The sequence below is a fragment of the Bacillus sp. FSL K6-1012 genome (assembly GCF_037964915.1).
Lineage (GTDB): Bacteria > Bacillota > Bacilli > Bacillales > Bacillaceae > Bacillus > Bacillus halotolerans.
In genome coordinates, this window is record NZ_CP150175.1 from 2,386,811 (window position 1) to 2,405,569 (window position 18,759).

Sequence of the window (18,759 nt, forward strand, 5' to 3'; positions counted from 1 at the left end):
TTCTGTGAAGAAATAAAGTGTATGTAATCTAGATGCATACACGATCTATATTCACAATTATTTTCCGGCAACTGCGTCTTTAAGCGCTTTACCTGGTTTGAAAGCAGGTACTTTGCTTGCTGGAATTTCGATTTCTTCACCTGTTTGAGGGTTGCGTCCTTTACGTGCAGAACGTTCACGCACCTCGAAGTTACCAAAACCGATCAGTTGGATTTTATCACCGTTTTTAAGTGCATCTAAGATCGTATCAAAAACAGAGTCAACTGCTTTTGTCGCGTCTTTTTTAGACAATTCGCTTGCTTCCGCAACCGCATTAATAAGTTCTGTTTTGTTCATGCCTTTCACCTCCTCCCAAAAGGAATAAGCTCAGTTCGTTTATTATCATTTCTTCACAGTTCAGTCTGATTCTAAACCTGCCTGAGAAAAAAATCAGACAAGCAAGAGAAAGACAATTAAACGGCTTTTAAGAAAAACTGCACTCCAAGGAATGTTTGTCCATCAGAGTGAAGAATTTCTGTATGTAGAGTAACACATATAAAAAGCCATATCAAGCATTTTAAAGCGTCAATCCCTTGCTCGTCAAGGATTTAACGTGATTTATCGAACAAATATTCCTTTTTTTCCTTTTTTCATCCTATTCCTTGATCCTTTTCCAATATTAAGAGCAAAGAAAAAAGACCTCCTATTCTATAAAGAGGTCTCCCCGCATTACAGGATAATGGCGATTAAGCCGCCTGATCCTTCGTTTATGATTCTTTCTAATGTTTCTTTTAATTTATATCGTGCGTTTTCAGGCATCAGTGACAGCTTAGCCTGAATCCCTTCTCTCACGATAGAGCTGAGCGATCTTCCAAAAATGTCAGAGTTCCAAATTGAAAGCGGATCATCCTCAAAGTCCTGCATTAAGTAACGCACCAGTTCCTCGCTTTGTTTTTCAGTTCCGATAATCGGCGCAAATTCGCTTTCGACATCCACTTTGATCATATGGATTGACGGTGCGACAGCTTTCAATCTTACGCCGAATCTGGAGCCTTGCCGTATAATTTCCGGCTCATCCAGACTCATGTCAGTTAAAGCAGGCGCTGCAATGCCGTATCCCGTCTGTTTGACCATTTTTAAAGCGTCGGACACCTGGTCATATTCCGTTTTCGCATGGGCAAAATCCTGCATCAGCTCTAGTAGGTGGTCTCTGCCCCTGATTTCAACGCCTACCACTTCTTTTAGGATTTGATCATATAAATGGTCGGGCGCATACAAATCAATTTCTGCAACCCCTTGGCCGAGCTCAATCCCGGCTAATCCGGCACTTTCAATAAACTCAAACTCACTGAATTGACCGACAACCCTGTCGACATCACGGAGGCGTTTAATATCCTTAACAGTTTCCTTCACTGATTCCTGATAGCTCTCGCGCAGCCAATGGTTTTCTTTCAGCACCATGACCCAGCTTGGAAGATTTACATTTACTTCAAGCACAGGAAACTCATAAAGAGCCTCTCTGAGAACATTCAGTACATCGTTTTCCCGCATACTTTCTACGCTCATTGCCAAAACAGGGATATCGTATTTCTCGCTTAAATCCTGGCGCATCGCCTCTGTCTCCGGGTGATAAGGTTTTACTGAGTTAATGACCATAATAAAGGGTTTTCCGACTTCTTTCAGCTCTTCAATGACTCTTTCTTCTGCCTCTATATAGTCACTTCTGGCGATATCACCAATCGTGCCGTCTGTCGTAATAACCACTCCGATGGTCGAATGTTCTTGAATCACCTTCCGCGTTCCGATTTCAGCAGCCTCATGAAATGGGATCGGTTCTTCGTACCAAGGTGTATTAATCATCCGCGGGCCGTTTTCATCCTCGTATCCTTTTGCACCCGGCACTGTGTAGCCTACACAATCTACTAATCTTATATTGACATCGAGTCCGTCTGATACATGAACAGACATCGCCTGATTCGGAACAAATTTAGGCTCTGTAGTCATAATCGTTTTTCCGGCTGCGCTTTGTGGCAGTTCATCCTGCGCACGTGCCCGGTCTGCTTCATTACTGATATTCGGGAGCACCACAAGCTCCATAAATTTCTTAATAAACGTAGATTTCCCTGTACGGACAGCACCAACGACTCCTAAGTATATATCGCCTCCTGTTCGTTCAGCGATATCCTTGAAAATATCGACCTTTTCCAAGTGATCCCCTCCCGGACTTCCTATCCTTATCAATTTTATTAACCTTTTTCAATCAAACACAGGACACTATATGTGTATGACGTTGTCCTATTTCAATATGACATCTTTAGAAAATTTTCTATCCTTAATCTATTAAAGTATAAAAAAACCTTTCTCCCTATTTGTATGCAAGGGAGAAAGGTTCATTCCTTTTTTATATCATTTTCTAAAAAAACAGGTTCTTGTTTGTCATTAACGGTATATTTCACTGAAAATGCGGGGACGAAAGGCGTCTCTTCCCATATTATGCCCTGTATTTCCGTGCCGGGTTTAAAAGTTTTTTTGCTTTTTTTGAGACAGGAAACGAGCTCTGTCCTATAGTCGGCATAAATTTCTCCGTCTCCGTCAATCATAAGCGGCAGGGAGTTTCCTGAGATTGGGCTTGTGACAGAAAGAGAGTCAGCCTCCCCTAGTTTTTTCCCATCAAGCGTAAACAAGTCACGCGCTAATACATCCTGATATGGCGGATATTTATGTTCTTGGCGGTACATTTGAACGCGTAATTTGATATCACGTATTTTTTCTGCCATCTTTACATCAATCAGTTTAACAGTCGGATTATTCTCTACATCGACAAGCACGTATTGATAGTCTCCGCCGCTTTCATATGCCGTGCTTGGAGGTTCAGCCATATATCTCGGCGCTAAACGGTTAAAATCTATCGGATATTTTTGATAAAGCGGTGTTGACATATCTTTTGTTTGAATCGGAAGCAGTCCTCCGTTTGCCTTTTGAAATTCATCAACGGCTGATTGAACCAGCTTTAATTGGTCCTGATACGGAGTGGCTTGTACACTGCTTTTCCGCTCATGTGGATATAAACATCCAGATAAGAAAATCACTGCTACAAAAATCATAGCGCACTTCAGTTTACCCATACAGCACTTCCTTTTACAGCTTTATTCATTAACAGGGCCGCTGAATACCACCACAAATACAATAATTCCTGAAATCAATACACACATGTAAGCAAACGATGAAACCGCAATCTTCAGAAAACGGTTTCGGCATTTAAAACGGCTTAAATAGATGCATGCTACGGCCAGAAACATCAGCCCCATGGAACCAAGGGCAAACCACATTTTGATCAATGCCAGACTCAAATGACCCGCGCCCCCTCCGACATTTGTTTTGTAAGCGTTACATTTTATTTTAATATACAGCGCTTGAAAAGATCAACCAGATTTTCCATCCTTTGATAGAATAAAAAAACTGAAGCAAAGAGGGGGACTTTGCTTCAGTCAAATTGACTATATTCACCTACGTTTAAGAAACACTCTCTTGGACTTCGATGCTATAGTATGCGACTTTGCATACAGATGCATCCTCTCTTGCCTAAATCGGCAAAATGTTTCAGGAGATCCCAAGGCCTGGGTATTCTTCTGTGTTTCGGGCTTTCGTGCAATTAGAATATGCGGATTTCTATTCCGTTGACACTTTTATTTAACTTGGTTATCAAATGTATTCACCAAGTCCTCCATCTCGTGGGTTTTCCCTCTCGCCATTAAGGATTCAACAGCGGTTTCTACCTTTTGTCCATTAAACAGAACTTGATGAAGGGCTTCTGTAATCGGCATTTGCACCTGATATTTTTCTGAAAGCTGGTAAGCCGCTTTTGTCGTGCGCACTCCCTCAACGACCATTCCCATTTCTTCGAGAACGTCCTCAAGCTTGTACCCTTTTCCGAGTAAATTGCCGGCACGCCAGTTTCTGGAGTGAACACTTGTGCACGTAACAATCAGGTCTCCGACACCTGTCAATCCGGAAAACGTTAGCGGATTCCCGCCCATTTTTGTGCCGAGTCTCGCAATTTCAGCAAGACCCCGCGTAATCAAAGCAGCTTTGGCATTATCGCCGTATCCTAAGCCGTCTGTGATGCCAGCAGCAAGGGCGATAATATTTTTCAGAGCGCCTCCGATTTCTACACCGATAACGTCAGGATTTGTGTACACCCGAAAATTGTGGTTTATAAACAGATCCTGCACCTCTTCTGCCGCCTGCATGCTCTTTGAAGAGGAAGTGACGGTTGTCGGATGCCGGAGTCCTACTTCTTCAGCATGGCTCGGCCCGGAGAGCACGACAATGTCCTTTCTGACATCACTCGGGAGCTCAAATTCCATAATTTCAGAAATACGCAGGAGCGAATCCGGCTCTATCCCCTTACTCACATGAACAAAAACTGCTTTTTTCGTCATAAAAGGCACTGCCTGTCTCAACACTTCCCGAATCGCTTTGGTCGGAACAGCAACTATGATGAAATCTGCGTCTGACACAGCCTCCCCGATTTCCGTTGTTGCTCGAATCGATTCAGGGAGCTTGACATCAGGCAAATAATCCTTATTTTCGTGCAGATCATTTATTTGTTGGATCAGCTCCGCACGATGCCCCCACATTCTCACATCATGGTTGTTATCGGCTAATACTAAAGCCAGTGCCGTTCCCCAGCTTCCGGCTCCAAGCATTGTGACTCTTTTCATATTTGCTTCACACCTTTTTATTTTCTAGCTCTTGCAAATATTTTGATTGGTGTCCCCTCAAAACCGAACGCGTCCCTGATTCGGTTTTCTAAAAATCGTTCGTATGAAAAATGCATCAGTTCCGGATCGTTTACAAACACAACAAAACTCGGCGGCTTCACCGCAACTTGAGTCGCATAATAAATTTTCAAGCGCGACCCGTTATGAGTCGGTGTCGGATTCATTGCCACAGCATCCATAATGATGTCATTTAAAACATTCGTCTGGACACGAAGTGAGTGATTTTCACTTGCTTTAATGATTGCAGGCATGAGCGTATGAATCCGTTTTGTCGTTAATGCTGACATGAACAGAATCGGTGCATAGTCAAGAAATTGAAAATGGTCGCGGATATTTTGTTCAAATTCTTTCATCGTGCTTTCATCTTTGTCAACAGCATCCCATTTATTCACTACAATCACGACAGCCTTGCCTGCTTCATGTGCATAACCCGCGATTCGCTTGTCCTGTTCGATAATGCCTTCCTCGCCGTCAAGCACCACCGCAACAACTTCAGAGCGGTCAATGGCTTTCAGCGCCCGCAGCACGCTGTACTTTTCAGTCGTTTCATACACTTTACCTTTTTTTCTCATGCCGGCAGTGTCTACAATGACAAAATCCTGCTGGTTATAAGTAAAAGTTGTATCAACGGCATCTCTTGTTGTTCCCGCCACATTACTCACAATGACACGATCTTCGCCAAGTATCGCGTTTACCAGAGAAGACTTTCCTACATTCGGGCGTCCGATCAGGCAAAATTGAACGACTTCATCATCGTATTTTGTTTCAGGGATATTTTTAAAATGCTCCGCTGCGGCATCCAGTAAATCTCCGAGTCCCAGCCCGTGTGTTCCTGAAACCGGATACGGTTCACCAAAGCCCAGCGAATAAAAATCATAAATATTCGCTCTCATTTCTGTGTTATCCAGTTTATTTACCGCTAAAACAACAGGCTTTTTCGTGCGGTACAAAATTTTCGCTACTTCTTCATCAGCAGCAGTCACACCTTCACGGCCATTCACCATAAAAATAATGACATCCGCTTCATCCATGGCGATTTCGGCCTGCTCGCGTATCTGTGTTAGAAACGGCTCATCACCGATATCAATACCGCCCGTATCAATCAAATTAAAATCATAATTCAGCCATTCAGCCGAGCTGTATATCCGATCCCTTGTCACACCAGGGGTATCTTCTACTATTGAAATTCTTTCACCCGCAATCCGGTTAAAGATTGTGGATTTTCCTACATTCGGTCTCCCGACAATGGCTACGACAGGTTTACCCATAGTACCCTTCCTTTCGATCCAGCCGCTTTCATTTTTACATAAATTCTCAACCGGTTATTTAAATCATCTCATTCACTTTTATGAAAAGAAACCCTTCAGAGGAAGGGCTTAACTCATTTATTATATCAGTTTTTACTGGGATCACAACTATTCTTAAAAATGTTTCACGATCAAATAGACATCTTCCCCAATTCTATGGGCAATTCCGTCAAGGATCGCCTCAAGGTTTTTAGCGAAAAGCTCCATCTCTTTTTGGTCATTACAAAAAAAGATGGGTGTCCCTCCTGAAGCACGGTTCCGGTTTGTCGTGATAACAGACAAAATCACTTTCGTCAGCGATTCACTCATCCTATCACCTTATCCTGTTTTTTGATAAATTCCGTAGGCATTCTGATTGCGTTTTCCAAGGTCGGAACATTACTGATAATCTGAACAGCTGTTTCCGGGTGATGAATTTGCGGCAGGACAAAAACGCCCACTCTTCCGTCATTAAGATCCCTTTTCGCGATTGGCGTCAGGGACGGCTCTCCTGAGTCCCGATACACCCCCAGCACATTGGAGACATCAAATAAAATGGCCTGACGCTGACCCAGGTTGGCAATGGTTGCAGCTGAATTAAAATTTTTAGGAGTTAAAATAAACCCCATGCCATGCTTTAAAATCAGCTCCTGTTTCTCCGGAAGTCCGATGTTCATCATATAAATATTATCTACAAACAGACCCGGCCCTTCGAAGTGAGGCTCTATGTACTCAATATCCACAATATCTTTCAATACACTGCCGGACATAAATTTCATTGCTAACAAAAAACAAACAACAGCGGTGATGACAGCAGCCCAGATAGAGAAAAACACGTACGCCGATGTTGTCAAAAGAGCAGTAAAAATTACGATATAATTTCTGCTTTCAAACGCAATGGCGATTCCTTCAATGTAAGTGCTTCCTCTTGAGACAAGTTCGTACGAATCCATTTGTGTCAGCGTATTCCGCTCCATATTTCTGACATCTCTGAATTGAGTGGCTGCAAGTGTCAAAAACGTGATGGCCGTAAACTCCTCCTGTAATAGCGCAGGCATAATAATTGCCCCTAACCCTGCCGCAATAAGCCCAAGCGCAATATGAATGACTTTTCCGTGAATATAGGTCGGATACTGACGATAATCTGTTTTCAGCATATACAGCCTTGTGGCGACTCCTGCTACGACCCCCGCAATAATCGGATAGATGTAATCACTCATGACATTTTAGTAGCTCCTTTGTTTGATCTTTTACCTCTCTGGCCAATTTGACTGGCGAGCTGTTCATATTTTGATATGCCAAACAGCAATATCGTTCCCGCAGAGCACGCGTTAAGCCATTGAAAACCTCCGACAGCCGTATGCCCTGCCAATTGTTGAATGACAAAAGAATACACCAATTCGCCTTGGCACATTCCTAGAACATATAAGGCAAGCTGCATCTGAAAATCCCTTTCAACAGAAGCAGTCAACAGCACACATAATACAACGGCGGTCCACTCAGGTTTTATGATGAACCAAACCGGATCATATAATGCAAAAAGATAAACAAACGCATACCCGGAAACAAGCGTCAGGTGCACCATGATATAGCGAAATTGTTTATACATCCCTAAATATCCGGCATAGACGCACCCGCAAACGAGAAACATCACGTACGCCGCATTCAGAGAAAAATATAAAGTAAAGTGATGTATGCTTAAGATGATATTAGTCAAAATAAATACTGAGACGGCAAAGCGCCTTTTCGTTTTTCCAAGAATAAAGGTTGTCAGCACCCACAAAAACCACATTGACCAATAATAATAAAATTGTTCCATATCGCTTCCTCCATACTCCCAGTATGGAGTCTAAACACTTTTTTTAAACAAACCGCTTCACGTAAAGGAGAATGATCATGGGAAAAGACAGACAGGAGAAAAAACTCAAGGCTTCGGGCAGAGTGGAATCAGACCGGGACCAATCGATTCACTATGACGGAGCCACCAGCCTTGAACAAAACGGCAAATTTAAAAAGCGTAAATCATAATACAAAAAGCCCAAAACTCACACCGTTTTGGGCTTTTCTTATACAGCTGTCAACGCACATTGTAATTGGAAGTATGAATGCCTCTCTCTGTCAGCCAGTGATGAGTCTCACCTTTTATGACAAGAGGAGCCTTTTGCAAATCAGAAATCGTACTGGTGCCAAGCACAGTCATAATCATTTTTAATTCCTCTAGAATCAGCTGAATCTCTTCAAGCAGCCCTTCTTCGCCTTTTTCAGTCAGCGCTTTTAAGAAGTGCCCTGCCATTCCGGTACAGGAAGCCCCAAGAGCTATCGCCTTCGCGACATCAAGCGCATTTTGAAGGCCGCCGGACGCAATCGTTGTTTTACCGGGAAACTCAGAGCGGATTTCCGCCAGGCTCGCTGCTGTTGAAATCCCCCATGAGTTGAAAAAAGTGATCTTCCGCTGTCTTCTGAGATTTTCTATTTTCGAGAAATTTGTCCCTCCGTAACCGCCGATATCAACAGCTGCCGCACCAGCTTCATACAGCTTTCTTGCTGATTCTTTGCTCATTCCGAAGCCTACTTCTTTTATAATGACAGGCACTTTGACTTCGCTGCAGATCTGTTCAATACGGGAAAGAGCGCCGCTAAAGCTTCTGTCGCCTTCGGGCATGACAATTTCCTGAATCACATTCAGATGAATCTGAAGCGCATCCGCCTCAATCATTTCGACAGCTTCCTTCGCCTGACGAGCTGTCGCCTCACTGCCCAGATTGGCAAAAATCAGCCCATTTGGATTTTCCTTTCGGACGATTTCATACGAATAGCGTTCAGACGGGTCTTTTAACGCCGACATTTGTGAGCCGACAGCGAGAGGAATATCAGCTATACGAGCTGCTCTAGCAAGCGCCTTATTAATTTCATATGTAAGTTGTCCGCCGCCGCCAGTCATTGCATTGATAAAAATCGGCGAACTGCTTGAAAGTTCGCCGATTTTTGTGGAAATATCTACTTGTTCTAATGCAAGATCGGGCAGACTGACATGAACAAACGTAATATCATCAAGACCCGTCTCCCGCTTTTGGCCGGTAGACAGGGCATGATTGATGTGTTCTCTTTTCCGTTCTGCTCGAGTCACGTTTATCACCAATTATTTTAGTTTATTAAGCTTATCTCCGATCAGATCTCCAAGCTGGAAGCCAGTGCTTGTTTCTTCCTTCGCCTGATATTGGCGGTAATCCTCTTGATCGGCTTTAGGAGCTTCTTCAAGCTCACGCATGCTTAATGAAATGCGCTCTTCATTTTCATTCACATCAAGAACCTTCACTTTTACAGTCTGTCCTTCTTCAAGGACTTCATGCGGCGTGCCGATGTGTTTATTAGAAATTTGAGAAATATGAACGAGACCTTCTACGCCAGGAAGAATTTCAACAAACGCACCGAAGCTCACGAGGCGCTGAACCTTTCCTTCAAGCACATCACCCGGCTTGACTTTCTCGCCAATTTGGCTCCAAGGCCCAGGCAGAGTTTCTTTAATAGATAAAGAAATACGCTCATTATCCCGGTCAACCGATAATACTTTCACTTTCACTTCCTGTCCCTCTTCCACAACATCAGACGGCTTTTCAACGTGGGAGTGGGAAAGCTGTGAAATGTGCACAAGCCCGTCGATACCGCCGATATCAACAAACGCGCCAAAGTCAGTCAGGCGCTGCACTTTACCATCGAGCACACTTCCAACTTCTAGAGACTGAAGAAGGTCTTGTTTTTTATTCGCCTGCTCACTTTCAACAACCGCACGGTGTGAAAGGATGACGCGGTTTTTATCACGGTCAAGCTCTACTACGAGCAGAGACAGTGTTTTTCCTTTATAGTCGGTAAAATCTTCTACAAAATGCGCTTCTACAAGTGATGCCGGAATAAAGCCTCGAACGCCGATATCAACGACTAGACCGCCTTTTACGACATCTTTCACTTCAGCTTCAAACACTTCTTTTGTTTCAAATTTTTTCTCAAGGTCTTCCCAAGCGCGGTCTGCATCAACAGCACGTTTAGATAAAATCAAAGCATCGTCTTCCACTTTTGTTACTTTCAGGTCAAGCTCGTCGTCTACTTTTACGACATCCGATGCTTTCTCTACATGAAGACTTGATAATTCACTGATTGGAATAATACCGGACTGTTTGACATTGATAATTTCAACATCCACATGCTTGTCCTCTACCTTTGTCACAATCCCTTTTACTACATCTCCAACCTCTGGTACTTGAACATCAATTTGATTCATTTCCTCTGTCATTTGAATAACCTCCTTGGTCCAAACCTACACAGCTTAATTAAAAACGGTTTGAAAGCTGAACACGTATCATGCATGTCCGCTTTTAGCCGAATATGTATTAAAGAATCATCCAAAAAAGATTTTGAATGATCAATAAAAAGTTTTATTAGTATTAACTTCTAATAAAAGGACAGGTTTGTCAAGCAATAACATTCTTTCTTTGTTGAAAAATTCAAAAAAAGTGGCCTCCGCCGGTATCAGCGGGACTTTTGCTCCACTACATCAAGGATTTTTTCAGCAACTTCCTGAATGGAGAGAGAAGTCGTGTCGATTTCAAGCGCGTCATCTGCTTTTCGAAGCGGAGAAACTTCGCGCTCTGAATCGAGTTTATCTCTTCTTGCAATTTCCTCAATTAATGTTTCGTAGTTGGCATCGTAGCCTTTTTTTACATTTTCTTCATAACGGCGTTTCGCTCTCTCTTCAACAGATGCCAAAAGAAAGATCTTCACTTCGGCATTTGGAAGCACATGAGTTCCGATATCACGTCCGTCCATGACAACGCCGCCTTTTTCCCCGAGCTGCTGCTGGCGTTTCACCATTTCTTCCCTGACGCTTCTGTGCTTGGCAGCAATTGAGACTTGATTGCTGACCTCGTCTTTTCTGATGTCCTCAGTCACATCTGTGCCGTTGACAAGCACCTTTTGTCCTTCTTTTGTTGTAATCAGCTCAATATCGGTTTGCTTTAACAGCTCAGCCAATTTTGCTTCATCTGTCAAATCAACTTTTTCTTGTAAAGCCACATATGTAATGGCCCGATACATCGCTCCCGTATCAATATATATGTACGATTTTTTCTCAGCCACAATTTTGGCAACGGTGCTTTTCCCCGCAGCAGCCGGGCCGTCGATCGCAATCGATAATTTCTTTTCCATAATTCCTCTCCTTGCTCTTTTCTCCTCTATGGATTGTATCATGAACTTTATGAAAAAGGGTGAAAAATTCATGAATAATTAATGTTTGAAGGTTTCTACCCAATCATTAACTTCCATTTTATCCACCCCTTCATATTGAATCACTTTTGAGACATAAGGTTCAATATGCTGATAGTGAAAAAGAAACTGGATACCAATTAAAATCACTGCCTGAATGAACAATAATTTGAGCAGCAGCCGTTCAAAGGTCTTCATCGGCCCACCTCCATCACAAATAGTATGGAAGTGTTAGCCGATGTTTATTCCAATCGTCCCTTTCTTCTCTTGTTTAACTGGCTGCGAATGCAATACTGAAGAAGGAGCTGCTGATCACCGGCTGAAATCTCCGAATACTCCAAGGTCATTTTACGTTTGCCTGATTTTGAATCATTAAACACACGCCTGACAACCGCGTCAGCCTCTATTTGATGCGTTTTTTCCTCATCCTGAAGGCTGATGAACAGGCGCAGCGTATCCCCGTGCTGAAAAGAATAGCCATCTGTCACAATCAAAGCAATACCGCCGGCGCTGATATTGTACGAAAGTGTTTGAAACCCGTCTTTTTCATCTGCCGGCTCGACCAGCACATCCAATACCGCGTCAGTTCTTACATATTGCCGGCGCTGAATTCGCTTCATTTTTTCACGAGGAGGCACTTCAAGGCAGATCATTTGAAGCTTATCCTTCACTTTTCCCTTAATTCGGCTTGAGAAGCGGTAAGGCACTTCGTCTTTACCGACAAACTCTATCGTTACTTCAGTATCATGATGTAAAATCACGGTTCTTCCTGTGTTTACATCAACCGGATATGCGATCAGGAGCTCTCCGTTTTCTATACTCACGGCTTTGCTCTTTGCTATTTTTAAATCATTTTCTTCTATGTATTCTAAGTGTACAGTTTCCCCAATCTCTATCATTGACTTCACTCTTTCGCATTCAATATACTCACTTTTTTATTAAATCATGTAATGAAAAAAAGGAAAAGACTTTTAGTCCTTTCCTCCTAGTTTTTATAGGTCTTTATATATAGGTTCAGCATTTTTTAGTTTTTCAACTTTCTCTTCCGTTCCGTCATTAGCATTTATATACATTCTGAATGTATCATTTTCAATCGTACCAAGCATTTCATAGCATAATACTTCCTGTCCTAATTCATTTGTGATCACAGCAAGCCTTGTTTCTCTCACTTCTACACTTTTGTTTAATTTTGCTTTCGCATCTTGTTCAGAGATAGCCGGCTTTGGTATGTCTCTTTTTCTGTGGGATGTTAAGAAATCTCGTGCTGAAAAGCCGACAACCTCGCCGTCATCCAAGGCAACTTTCATACGGATGGCTTCTGGATACATCCGGACATTATTTTCTATTGGAACATATGAGAATACACCGATTTTATCGTATTGTGCACTTTCATCGATTTCCAGATCTTTTGTTTCATATCCGTTTTTCTTTAGAAAAGCAAGGGCTCGATTCGATCCGTCATTCAAGCTGATTTTCTGATCTTTCACTTCTCTGTTTTGGATTAAATAAACCGGGTGTCCGCCTTTTTTTGTAATATCCATATATATCGCTGCTTTATGATCAGGATCTTTCATACTGATACTGTAGACGTCACGGTTTGTTTTTTTTCCGCTCTTTATCACTTTGATTGCATAATTGTCATCAGGTGCAAAGCGTTGGGCAATTTGTTTGGCTTCCTGTGCAGAAATTTCTTCTCCCTTCAGATGGGCAAAACCCTTCTCTTCTTTTTTGGTGCTGGTGAAACTTGGCCCAAGATCTGTTCCTGAGGCAAAGGATCCAACATTTTTTTCAACCGTTTTAAAGCTGTTGATGATCGTGTTATCACTCTGTTTTTCATCAGAGGCCAGCGCCATCTCTACATCCATCCAGCGCAAGTTCTTGCTCATGACAAGGTGCTGAACGTGGCGCAGTTCATTTTGTATATCTTCTGATTGCTGATAAAGCTTATTTAACGAAGTATACTCTTTTTCGTCGAGCGGTTTTTGATCCAAATCTCTGATTGACGTTTTATAGCTGAAATCACCGATCTTGGATAACAGCTCTTCCGTTTTGTTAAACGGCATTAATGTAAGCGGCAGCTGACTGACACTGTTATGGGCTTCTGATGTAATTCTCCAAACATCTATCAATGCGGGGGACAGTGATTTTTTGCTGTTCATGGCAAGCGTTGCGCCAATTTTATCATGCAGCTGGTCTACTTGATAGGTGAGCTCATGAAACGCCCGCTGATAGTTATTTTCAGCATGAAGAAGGACAGCGTCTTTTTCCTGGTGCTCTTTGTATCCCCAGTAACTAGTACCGACAATTGCAATACCGAGCACTGCGATTAAAATAGCTCTGATCATTTATCACACCTCATTTTTATGCTTTCTTATGTCCTGCTACTCACAGAAAATGTGTTTACCGATTCTCTTAATCTGCGGGCGCCCCCAAATCCACGCGCTGGTAGCTGTATCCGGATTAAAGTAATACAGCGCTTCCTCGGAAGGGTCCCAGCCATTAATGGCGTCTAATACTGCTTCTCTTGCTGTTTCGTTCGGCTGCATATAAATTTGTCCGTCAGCCACCGCTGTAAAGGCAAGCGGTTCAAAAATAACACCTGCTATTGAATTTGGAAATAACGGACTGTTTAAACGATTCAAGATAACTGCTGCAATAGCAACCTGTCCCTCGTACGGCTCGCCACGCGCTTCCCCGTAAACCGCTTGAGAAAGCAGCCGAATATCATTATTGGAAAAACCGCCCGGCATGTTAGCTGCAACCGCATCCTGTTTTCTGGTTTTTGCAGGCGTGTTGTTGTTTTGCTGTTTATTCGCTTGCGGCTGCTGTGTTATTTTTTCAGCAGGCTGTTTCTGCCGCGTCTCTGCTTGCTGCCTTGCTTTTTGAGTCGCTGTTTTTGACGGTTTCGTTTGGTATTTCAGCGGTATTTTTCCGTAATGCGTGAATTTATTTCCTTTTTGGAGCTGCTCCATGACATATTCACGGTAATATTTAGACTTAGATATCAAGGTCTGTTTGGTTTGGGCTCCGACCAGACCGTCTACCTCTTTTAAGCCGAATTGATCCTGAAAGTTCCGTACTGCCCAGTATGTCCCCCATCCATAAACCCCGTCAATTTTCCCATTATAATATCCGTTATATTGAAGACGCGCCTGCAGCTCGATCACATCGTCCCCTGTTGCCCCTCTTTGAATGACTTGATTAGAAAAGGCTGAAATTGTTTCAGTATTGATAAACGTCGTAATTATAAAGGAAAATAAGATGAGACATGCCATAATCGATCCTTTGGACTTCATCTTTTCAAGCCTCCTACAGCAAATTTTTGAGTGTAATCGTATTTTCTGTAACGAGGTTATTTTTATACACTCTTTCCTTCTTATCCCTCACAGCTTAAAAATTTCAGCAAATCAAAAAGCCGCACTATCGCTGTGCGGCTCTTCTATATCTGCATCATATTGACGGAACGGGCTTTTTTTGCTTTTCGCAAACCAAACCACCATAAAAATAACATAAATGGAAACATGTAATAGATCCAATTACTGAGGGCTGTCAGGATAAAGTCATACGACCCATGTAAAAGTGAAGGTACGGCCAACGAAAGGAAAAGCCATTTTACACGTGCTTTTTCAGCGGAAAAACGCGCTTTCCCTAGGTAAAACCCCATAATCACTCCAATTAAGGCATGGCATGAAACGGGCAGCAGCGCTCTGACAAACGCATGCTCCACGCCATGACCGATTAAATAAAGAATATTTTCGAGTGTCGCAAAACCGAGCGATACACTTGCGCCGTATACAATTCCGTCATAATGTTCATCAAAGTGGGCGTGCGGGTAAACACTGATCATTAAAATAAACCATTTTAATGATTCCTCCAAAAAGCCAGAAGACAAAAAAGAAACAAAAAAGCTTCCGCCTCCCACATTCTCTTTTTCAAGCACATACTGGATAAACATGGTGGGAAATACAAGAACAACCCCAAGAAAAAATGACCGAAGCACCATATGTACAGGTTCATTATCATACTGATCTTTTAAATAAAAATAACTTAACAGCGCGATGCCGGGAGCAATTCCTGCAGAGATGATTGCAAACATCAGGCAACCTCTTTCCTTTATATTCCTATGTCTATCCTACCATGTTGTGTATGAATTTACATCTGTCTGCCCTTAAAAAAACAAAAAGAGCATACGAATCCTTCATATGCTCTCCTCTTTTCACTTATCTTCTCTTTTTGCGATTTCATTTGCGATGTGGCCGCCGTGAAATCTTCCGTTTTCAATAAATATTTCATTTGCATTGTTTCCGGCAGCGATGACCCCTGCAATAAAAACGCCTTCCACATTGGTTTCCATCGTTTCTTCATTAAAAAAAGGACGTCCTGATTCCTCATCGATTTTCACACCGATTTTTTTCAGAAATTGATGATCAGGGTGATAACCCGTCATGGCAAATACAAAGTCGTTTTTAATGGTAATCAGTTCCTGCTGGCCGGAGCGGAAAACGACTTTATCTTCAGTGATTTTTTCTACACAAGCGCCAAATTCCATTCGGATTGTACCGTTTCTTACTAAAGATTCGAATTCTGGCAGAATCCATGGCTTAATGCTAGAAGAATATTCATTGCCCCTGTATAAAACGGTGACACGCGCTCCTGATTTTACGAGTTCAAGCGCAGCATCTACACTTGAATTTTTCCCGCCGATAACGACGACGTCTTTATCGAAATACGGATGTCCTTCCTTAAAATAATGGAATACTTTCGGCAAATCCTCACCGGGTACGTTCATATAGTTTGGATGATCATAATAGCCTGTGGCAATAATGCAGTATGGTGTTGAATACGTCTCTTTTGACGTTTCGATAACAAATGAATTGTTTTCTGCTTTTGTCACTTTTTGCACCATTTCAAATGCATTCACACGGATCTTTTTCCGCTTCACGACTTCCCTGTAGTACGACAAAGCCTGAATTCTGACAGGCTTTCTGTTTTCGGTAATAAATGCCACGTCACCGATTTCAAGCTTTTCACTTGAGCTGAAAAAGGTTTGATGCGTCGGATAATTGTAAATACTGTTAACGACATTGCCTTTTTCAATGACGAGGGCATCAATGCCAATTTGTTTTAGGTGAATGGCCGCAGATAACCCGCAAGGACCTCCGCCAATAATTATTGCTTTTTCTTCAATCATTTCCGTCAACTCCTGCGATTGGCATTCGATTCACATTTTTCTATTTCCAAATAAAAAAATCTCCTATTTTATCATAGGAGATTTTTATTTTTTATGCAAATCATCAACTTATATCCAGCCTCTAAAGCGCGAAGCCTCCGCCATTTTACGCACGCCTACCATATAAGCGGCAAGTCTCATGTCGATTCTTCGGTTGTTGGCCATTTCATAAATATTGTTGAATGATTTTACCATCATTTTTTCTAATTTCTCTTCTACTTCTTCCTCGCCCCAGTAGAAGCCTTGGTTATTCTGAACCCATTCAAAATAAGAAACCGTTACGCCTCCCGCGCTTGCCAGTACATCCGGAACAAGCAGAATGTCACGGTCTGAAAGAATTTTTGTTCCTTCAAGCGTAGTTGGGCCGTTTGCTGCTTCAACAACGATTTTCGCCTGAATGTTATGGGCATTTTCTTCTGTAATTTGGTTTTCAATCGCGGCAGGAACTAAAATATCACAATCCAGTTCCAGCAGCTCTTGGTTCGTAATGGTATCGTTGAAAAGCTTTGTCACTGTGCCAAAACTGTCGCGGCGGTCGAGTAAATAATCAATATCCAGGCCTTCAGGGTCATACAGTCCGCCGTATGCATCGGATATGCCGACAACCTTTGCCCCTGCATCATGCATAAATTTTGCCAAATAGCTTCCGGCGTTTCCGAAGCCTTGAACGACAACTCGCGCACCTTTAATATCGATGCCTTTTTTCTTCGCCGCTTCTTTTATGCAGATGGTTACACCTTTTGCTGTCGCTGATTCTCTCCCGTGAGATCCGCCAAGCACAAGCGGTTTGCCTGTAATGAACCCAGGCGAATTAAATTCATCAATTCTTGAATACTCATCCATCATCCAAGCCATGATTTGTGAGTTTGTAAATACATCCGGTGCCGGCACGTCTTTCGTCGGACCGACAATTTGGCTGATAGCTCTGACATAACCCCTGCTTAGACGCTCCAGCTCTCTAAACGACATATCCCTTGGATCACAAACAATTCCGCCTTTACCACCGCCATATGGAAGATCAATGATACCGCATTTTAAACTCATCCAAATGGAAAGTGCCTTCACCTCTTTTTCAGTTACGTTCGGGTGAAAACGTATCCCGCCTTTTGTCGGACCGACAGAGTCATTGTGCTGGGCACGATAACCCGTAAAAATCTTGACTGAACCGTCGTCCATACGAACTGGTATTTTTACCGTTAATAATCTCATCGGCTCTTTTAACAGTTCGTATACTTCTTCAGGATATCCCAATTTTTCCAGAGCCTTATGTATTACGGTTTGGGTTGATTTTAATACATCAAGTTTGTCCTCTTCTGTATGACCGGTGTTTCGATCGGCTGCCATTTGAGTTAACCTCCTAGAATCTTCTGTTTCTCACATGCTCCCTTTCAGAGAATAGTATACACCTTCATATGATCTATGCATAGGATAAACGTTATGTTTTTCCATGTTTTTTAACAAAAAAAACCGCTGTAAAAAACAGCAGTTTTTCTCCCATTCTTATGAAAAATGAGTTTGGATTGTCTCTACAGCATTTCCGTCCATAATGAGCTTACCATACTCTTGTAAGCGATAAATCGTTAATGTTGTCGGACTGCCGTATTCAGCCAAGACCGCCACAACACCCTCGGCAGTCTGTGATCCCAAGTCTTCAAGGCTCAGAAAGTACTGTCCTTCATAGTGGTAGACAGTTCCTCCTGTAATACCGATCCGCTGTAAGCTTTCAGAAAGCTGAATGATATCTTCAAAGGAATGGAATTGATATATGATGTCCGCGCTTTCGTCAAGCTTGACTTGCATTTCGATGTAATCATCATCATACTCATCTTCTTCTGAATCCGCTTCTTGGTTCTTTGTTACGATCACAACCATCCCTTGTGCTTGGAGAGAATACACTTCCACTGCAATCGGTCCATTCGCTTCAAAGCCGAGCTCTGTATTTGCTTCATTCATCATATCTTTAAATAACTGGTGGACTTTAAATGAGTCCTTCCAGAGGTCTTCTTTTGTTAATCCACGATCAGTTAAATCATCGAGGGTCAAGAAGATTTTGATCTTATTATAATTCAGACGCTCAAGCCGCATAACGTTCCCTCCTGCCTCTACTTGCACACAAATCATATAACACATTATATGAGATGATGAGTCATAGGTTCTTAATTGTTATCAGTTTACACTGAGTTCACTAGTAAGACAAGCACAATGCAGTTTTTTATTGACACAC

21 protein-coding genes are annotated in these 18,759 nt (G+C 42.4%); 1 reads left to right on the plus strand and 20 read right to left on the minus strand.

Going from position 1 to position 18,759, the window contains the following annotated elements:
* Positions 1 to 57 precede the first annotated feature (57 nt).
* The 9 genes from hbs to NSS75_RS12230 form a co-directional block, all read right to left on the minus strand.
* Positions 58 to 336 carry a non-specific DNA-binding protein Hbs gene (hbs, locus tag NSS75_RS12190; protein ID WP_003153447.1) on the minus strand — a complete coding sequence of 93 codons (279 nt, stop codon included), beginning with the start codon at positions 334 to 336 and terminating at the stop codon, positions 58 to 60.
* Between the two features lie 372 nt (positions 337 to 708).
* Positions 709 to 2,187, minus strand: coding sequence for a stage IV sporulation protein A (gene spoIVA / locus NSS75_RS12195; protein ID WP_010334746.1), 1,479 nt, complete (start codon positions 2,185 to 2,187; stop codon positions 709 to 711).
* 182 nt (positions 2,188 to 2,369) lie between these two features.
* Positions 2,370 to 3,104 (minus strand): hypothetical protein, encoded by a 735-nt coding sequence (locus NSS75_RS12200; RefSeq protein WP_095713188.1) that lies wholly within the window; start codon positions 3,102 to 3,104, stop codon positions 2,370 to 2,372.
* A gap of 21 nt (positions 3,105 to 3,125) precedes the next feature.
* Positions 3,126 to 3,329: a DUF2768 domain-containing protein gene (locus NSS75_RS12205; RefSeq protein WP_024121873.1), complete on the minus strand. Its 204-nt coding sequence runs from the start codon at positions 3,327 to 3,329 to the stop codon at positions 3,126 to 3,128.
* A gap of 336 nt (positions 3,330 to 3,665) precedes the next feature.
* A complete protein-coding gene (locus tag NSS75_RS12210; protein ID WP_339233231.1) occupies positions 3,666 to 4,703 on the minus strand; it encodes an NAD(P)H-dependent glycerol-3-phosphate dehydrogenase in 1,038 nt (345 codons plus the stop codon).
* A 17-nt stretch (positions 4,704 to 4,720) separates the two neighbouring features.
* Positions 4,721 to 6,031, minus strand: coding sequence for a ribosome-associated GTPase EngA (engA, locus tag NSS75_RS12215; RefSeq protein ID WP_010334750.1), 1,311 nt, complete (start codon positions 6,029 to 6,031; stop codon positions 4,721 to 4,723).
* A 153-nt stretch (positions 6,032 to 6,184) separates the two neighbouring features.
* A complete protein-coding gene (locus tag NSS75_RS12220; protein ID WP_024121875.1) occupies positions 6,185 to 6,379 on the minus strand; it encodes a hypothetical protein in 195 nt (64 codons plus the stop codon).
* Complete coding sequence (locus tag NSS75_RS12225; protein WP_044155014.1) at positions 6,376 to 7,269, minus strand: YIEGIA family protein; 894 nt, start codon at positions 7,267 to 7,269, stop codon at positions 6,376 to 6,378. Before NSS75_RS12225 ends, NSS75_RS12220 begins: the two co-directional genes overlap by 4 nt.
* A complete protein-coding gene (locus tag NSS75_RS12230; protein ID WP_216394054.1) occupies positions 7,266 to 7,868 on the minus strand; it encodes a hypothetical protein in 603 nt (200 codons plus the stop codon). The genes NSS75_RS12225 and NSS75_RS12230 overlap by 4 nt, the downstream gene beginning before the upstream one ends.
* A 77-nt stretch (positions 7,869 to 7,945) precedes the next feature.
* Here NSS75_RS12230 and NSS75_RS12235 point away from each other — a divergent pair, with 77 nt between their 5' ends.
* Complete coding sequence (locus tag NSS75_RS12235) at positions 7,946 to 8,077, plus strand: YpzI family protein (RefSeq protein ID WP_010334754.1); 132 nt, start codon at positions 7,946 to 7,948, stop codon at positions 8,075 to 8,077.
* Positions 8,078 to 8,126: 49 nt separating this feature from the next.
* Here the strand turns inward: NSS75_RS12235 and fni are convergent, their stop codons facing one another.
* The 11 genes from fni to NSS75_RS12290 all read right to left on the minus strand — a co-directional run bounded on the left by fni (position 8,127) and on the right by NSS75_RS12290 (position 18,620).
* Positions 8,127 to 9,176 (minus strand): type 2 isopentenyl-diphosphate Delta-isomerase, encoded by a 1,050-nt coding sequence (fni, locus tag NSS75_RS12240; RefSeq protein WP_268496607.1) that lies wholly within the window; start codon positions 9,174 to 9,176, stop codon positions 8,127 to 8,129.
* Between the two features lie 12 nt (positions 9,177 to 9,188).
* Entirely contained in the window at positions 9,189 to 10,337 is a 1,149-nt protein-coding gene (gene rpsA, locus NSS75_RS12245; RefSeq protein ID WP_024121879.1) for a 30S ribosomal protein S1, read from the minus strand.
* A gap of 236 nt (positions 10,338 to 10,573) precedes the next feature.
* Positions 10,574 to 11,248, minus strand: a complete 675-nt coding sequence (gene cmk / locus NSS75_RS12250) for a (d)CMP kinase (protein ID WP_044155003.1) — start codon at positions 11,246 to 11,248, stop codon at positions 10,574 to 10,576.
* A 78-nt stretch (positions 11,249 to 11,326) separates the two neighbouring features.
* Positions 11,327 to 11,503 carry a YpfB family protein gene (locus NSS75_RS12255; protein WP_095713192.1) on the minus strand — a complete coding sequence of 59 codons (177 nt, stop codon included), beginning with the start codon at positions 11,501 to 11,503 and terminating at the stop codon, positions 11,327 to 11,329.
* Between the two features lie 44 nt (positions 11,504 to 11,547).
* A complete protein-coding gene (locus NSS75_RS12260) occupies positions 11,548 to 12,204 on the minus strand; it encodes a flagellar brake domain-containing protein (RefSeq protein WP_339233236.1) in 657 nt (218 codons plus the stop codon).
* Positions 12,205 to 12,297: 93 nt separating this feature from the next.
* Positions 12,298 to 13,650, minus strand: coding sequence for a germination protein YpeB (gene ypeB, locus NSS75_RS12265; protein ID WP_339233238.1), 1,353 nt, complete (start codon positions 13,648 to 13,650; stop codon positions 12,298 to 12,300).
* 36 nt (positions 13,651 to 13,686) lie between these two features.
* Positions 13,687 to 14,601, minus strand: a complete 915-nt coding sequence (sleB, locus tag NSS75_RS12270; protein WP_024121884.1) for a spore cortex-lytic enzyme — start codon at positions 14,599 to 14,601, stop codon at positions 13,687 to 13,689.
* A gap of 143 nt (positions 14,602 to 14,744) precedes the next feature.
* Entirely contained in the window at positions 14,745 to 15,401 is a 657-nt protein-coding gene (gene prsW, locus NSS75_RS12275) for a glutamic-type intramembrane protease PrsW (RefSeq protein WP_024121885.1), read from the minus strand.
* A gap of 120 nt (positions 15,402 to 15,521) precedes the next feature.
* On the minus strand, positions 15,522 to 16,496 hold the full coding sequence (locus tag NSS75_RS12280) for a YpdA family putative bacillithiol disulfide reductase (protein ID WP_024121886.1): 975 nt from the start codon (positions 16,494 to 16,496) through the stop codon (positions 15,522 to 15,524).
* A gap of 108 nt (positions 16,497 to 16,604) precedes the next feature.
* Complete coding sequence (gene gudB / locus NSS75_RS12285) at positions 16,605 to 17,879, minus strand: NAD-specific glutamate dehydrogenase (RefSeq protein ID WP_044154979.1); 1,275 nt, start codon at positions 17,877 to 17,879, stop codon at positions 16,605 to 16,607.
* Positions 17,880 to 18,035: 156 nt separating this feature from the next.
* Complete coding sequence (locus tag NSS75_RS12290) at positions 18,036 to 18,620, minus strand: genetic competence negative regulator (RefSeq protein WP_101864457.1); 585 nt, start codon at positions 18,618 to 18,620, stop codon at positions 18,036 to 18,038.
* Positions 18,621 to 18,759 lie beyond the last annotated feature (139 nt).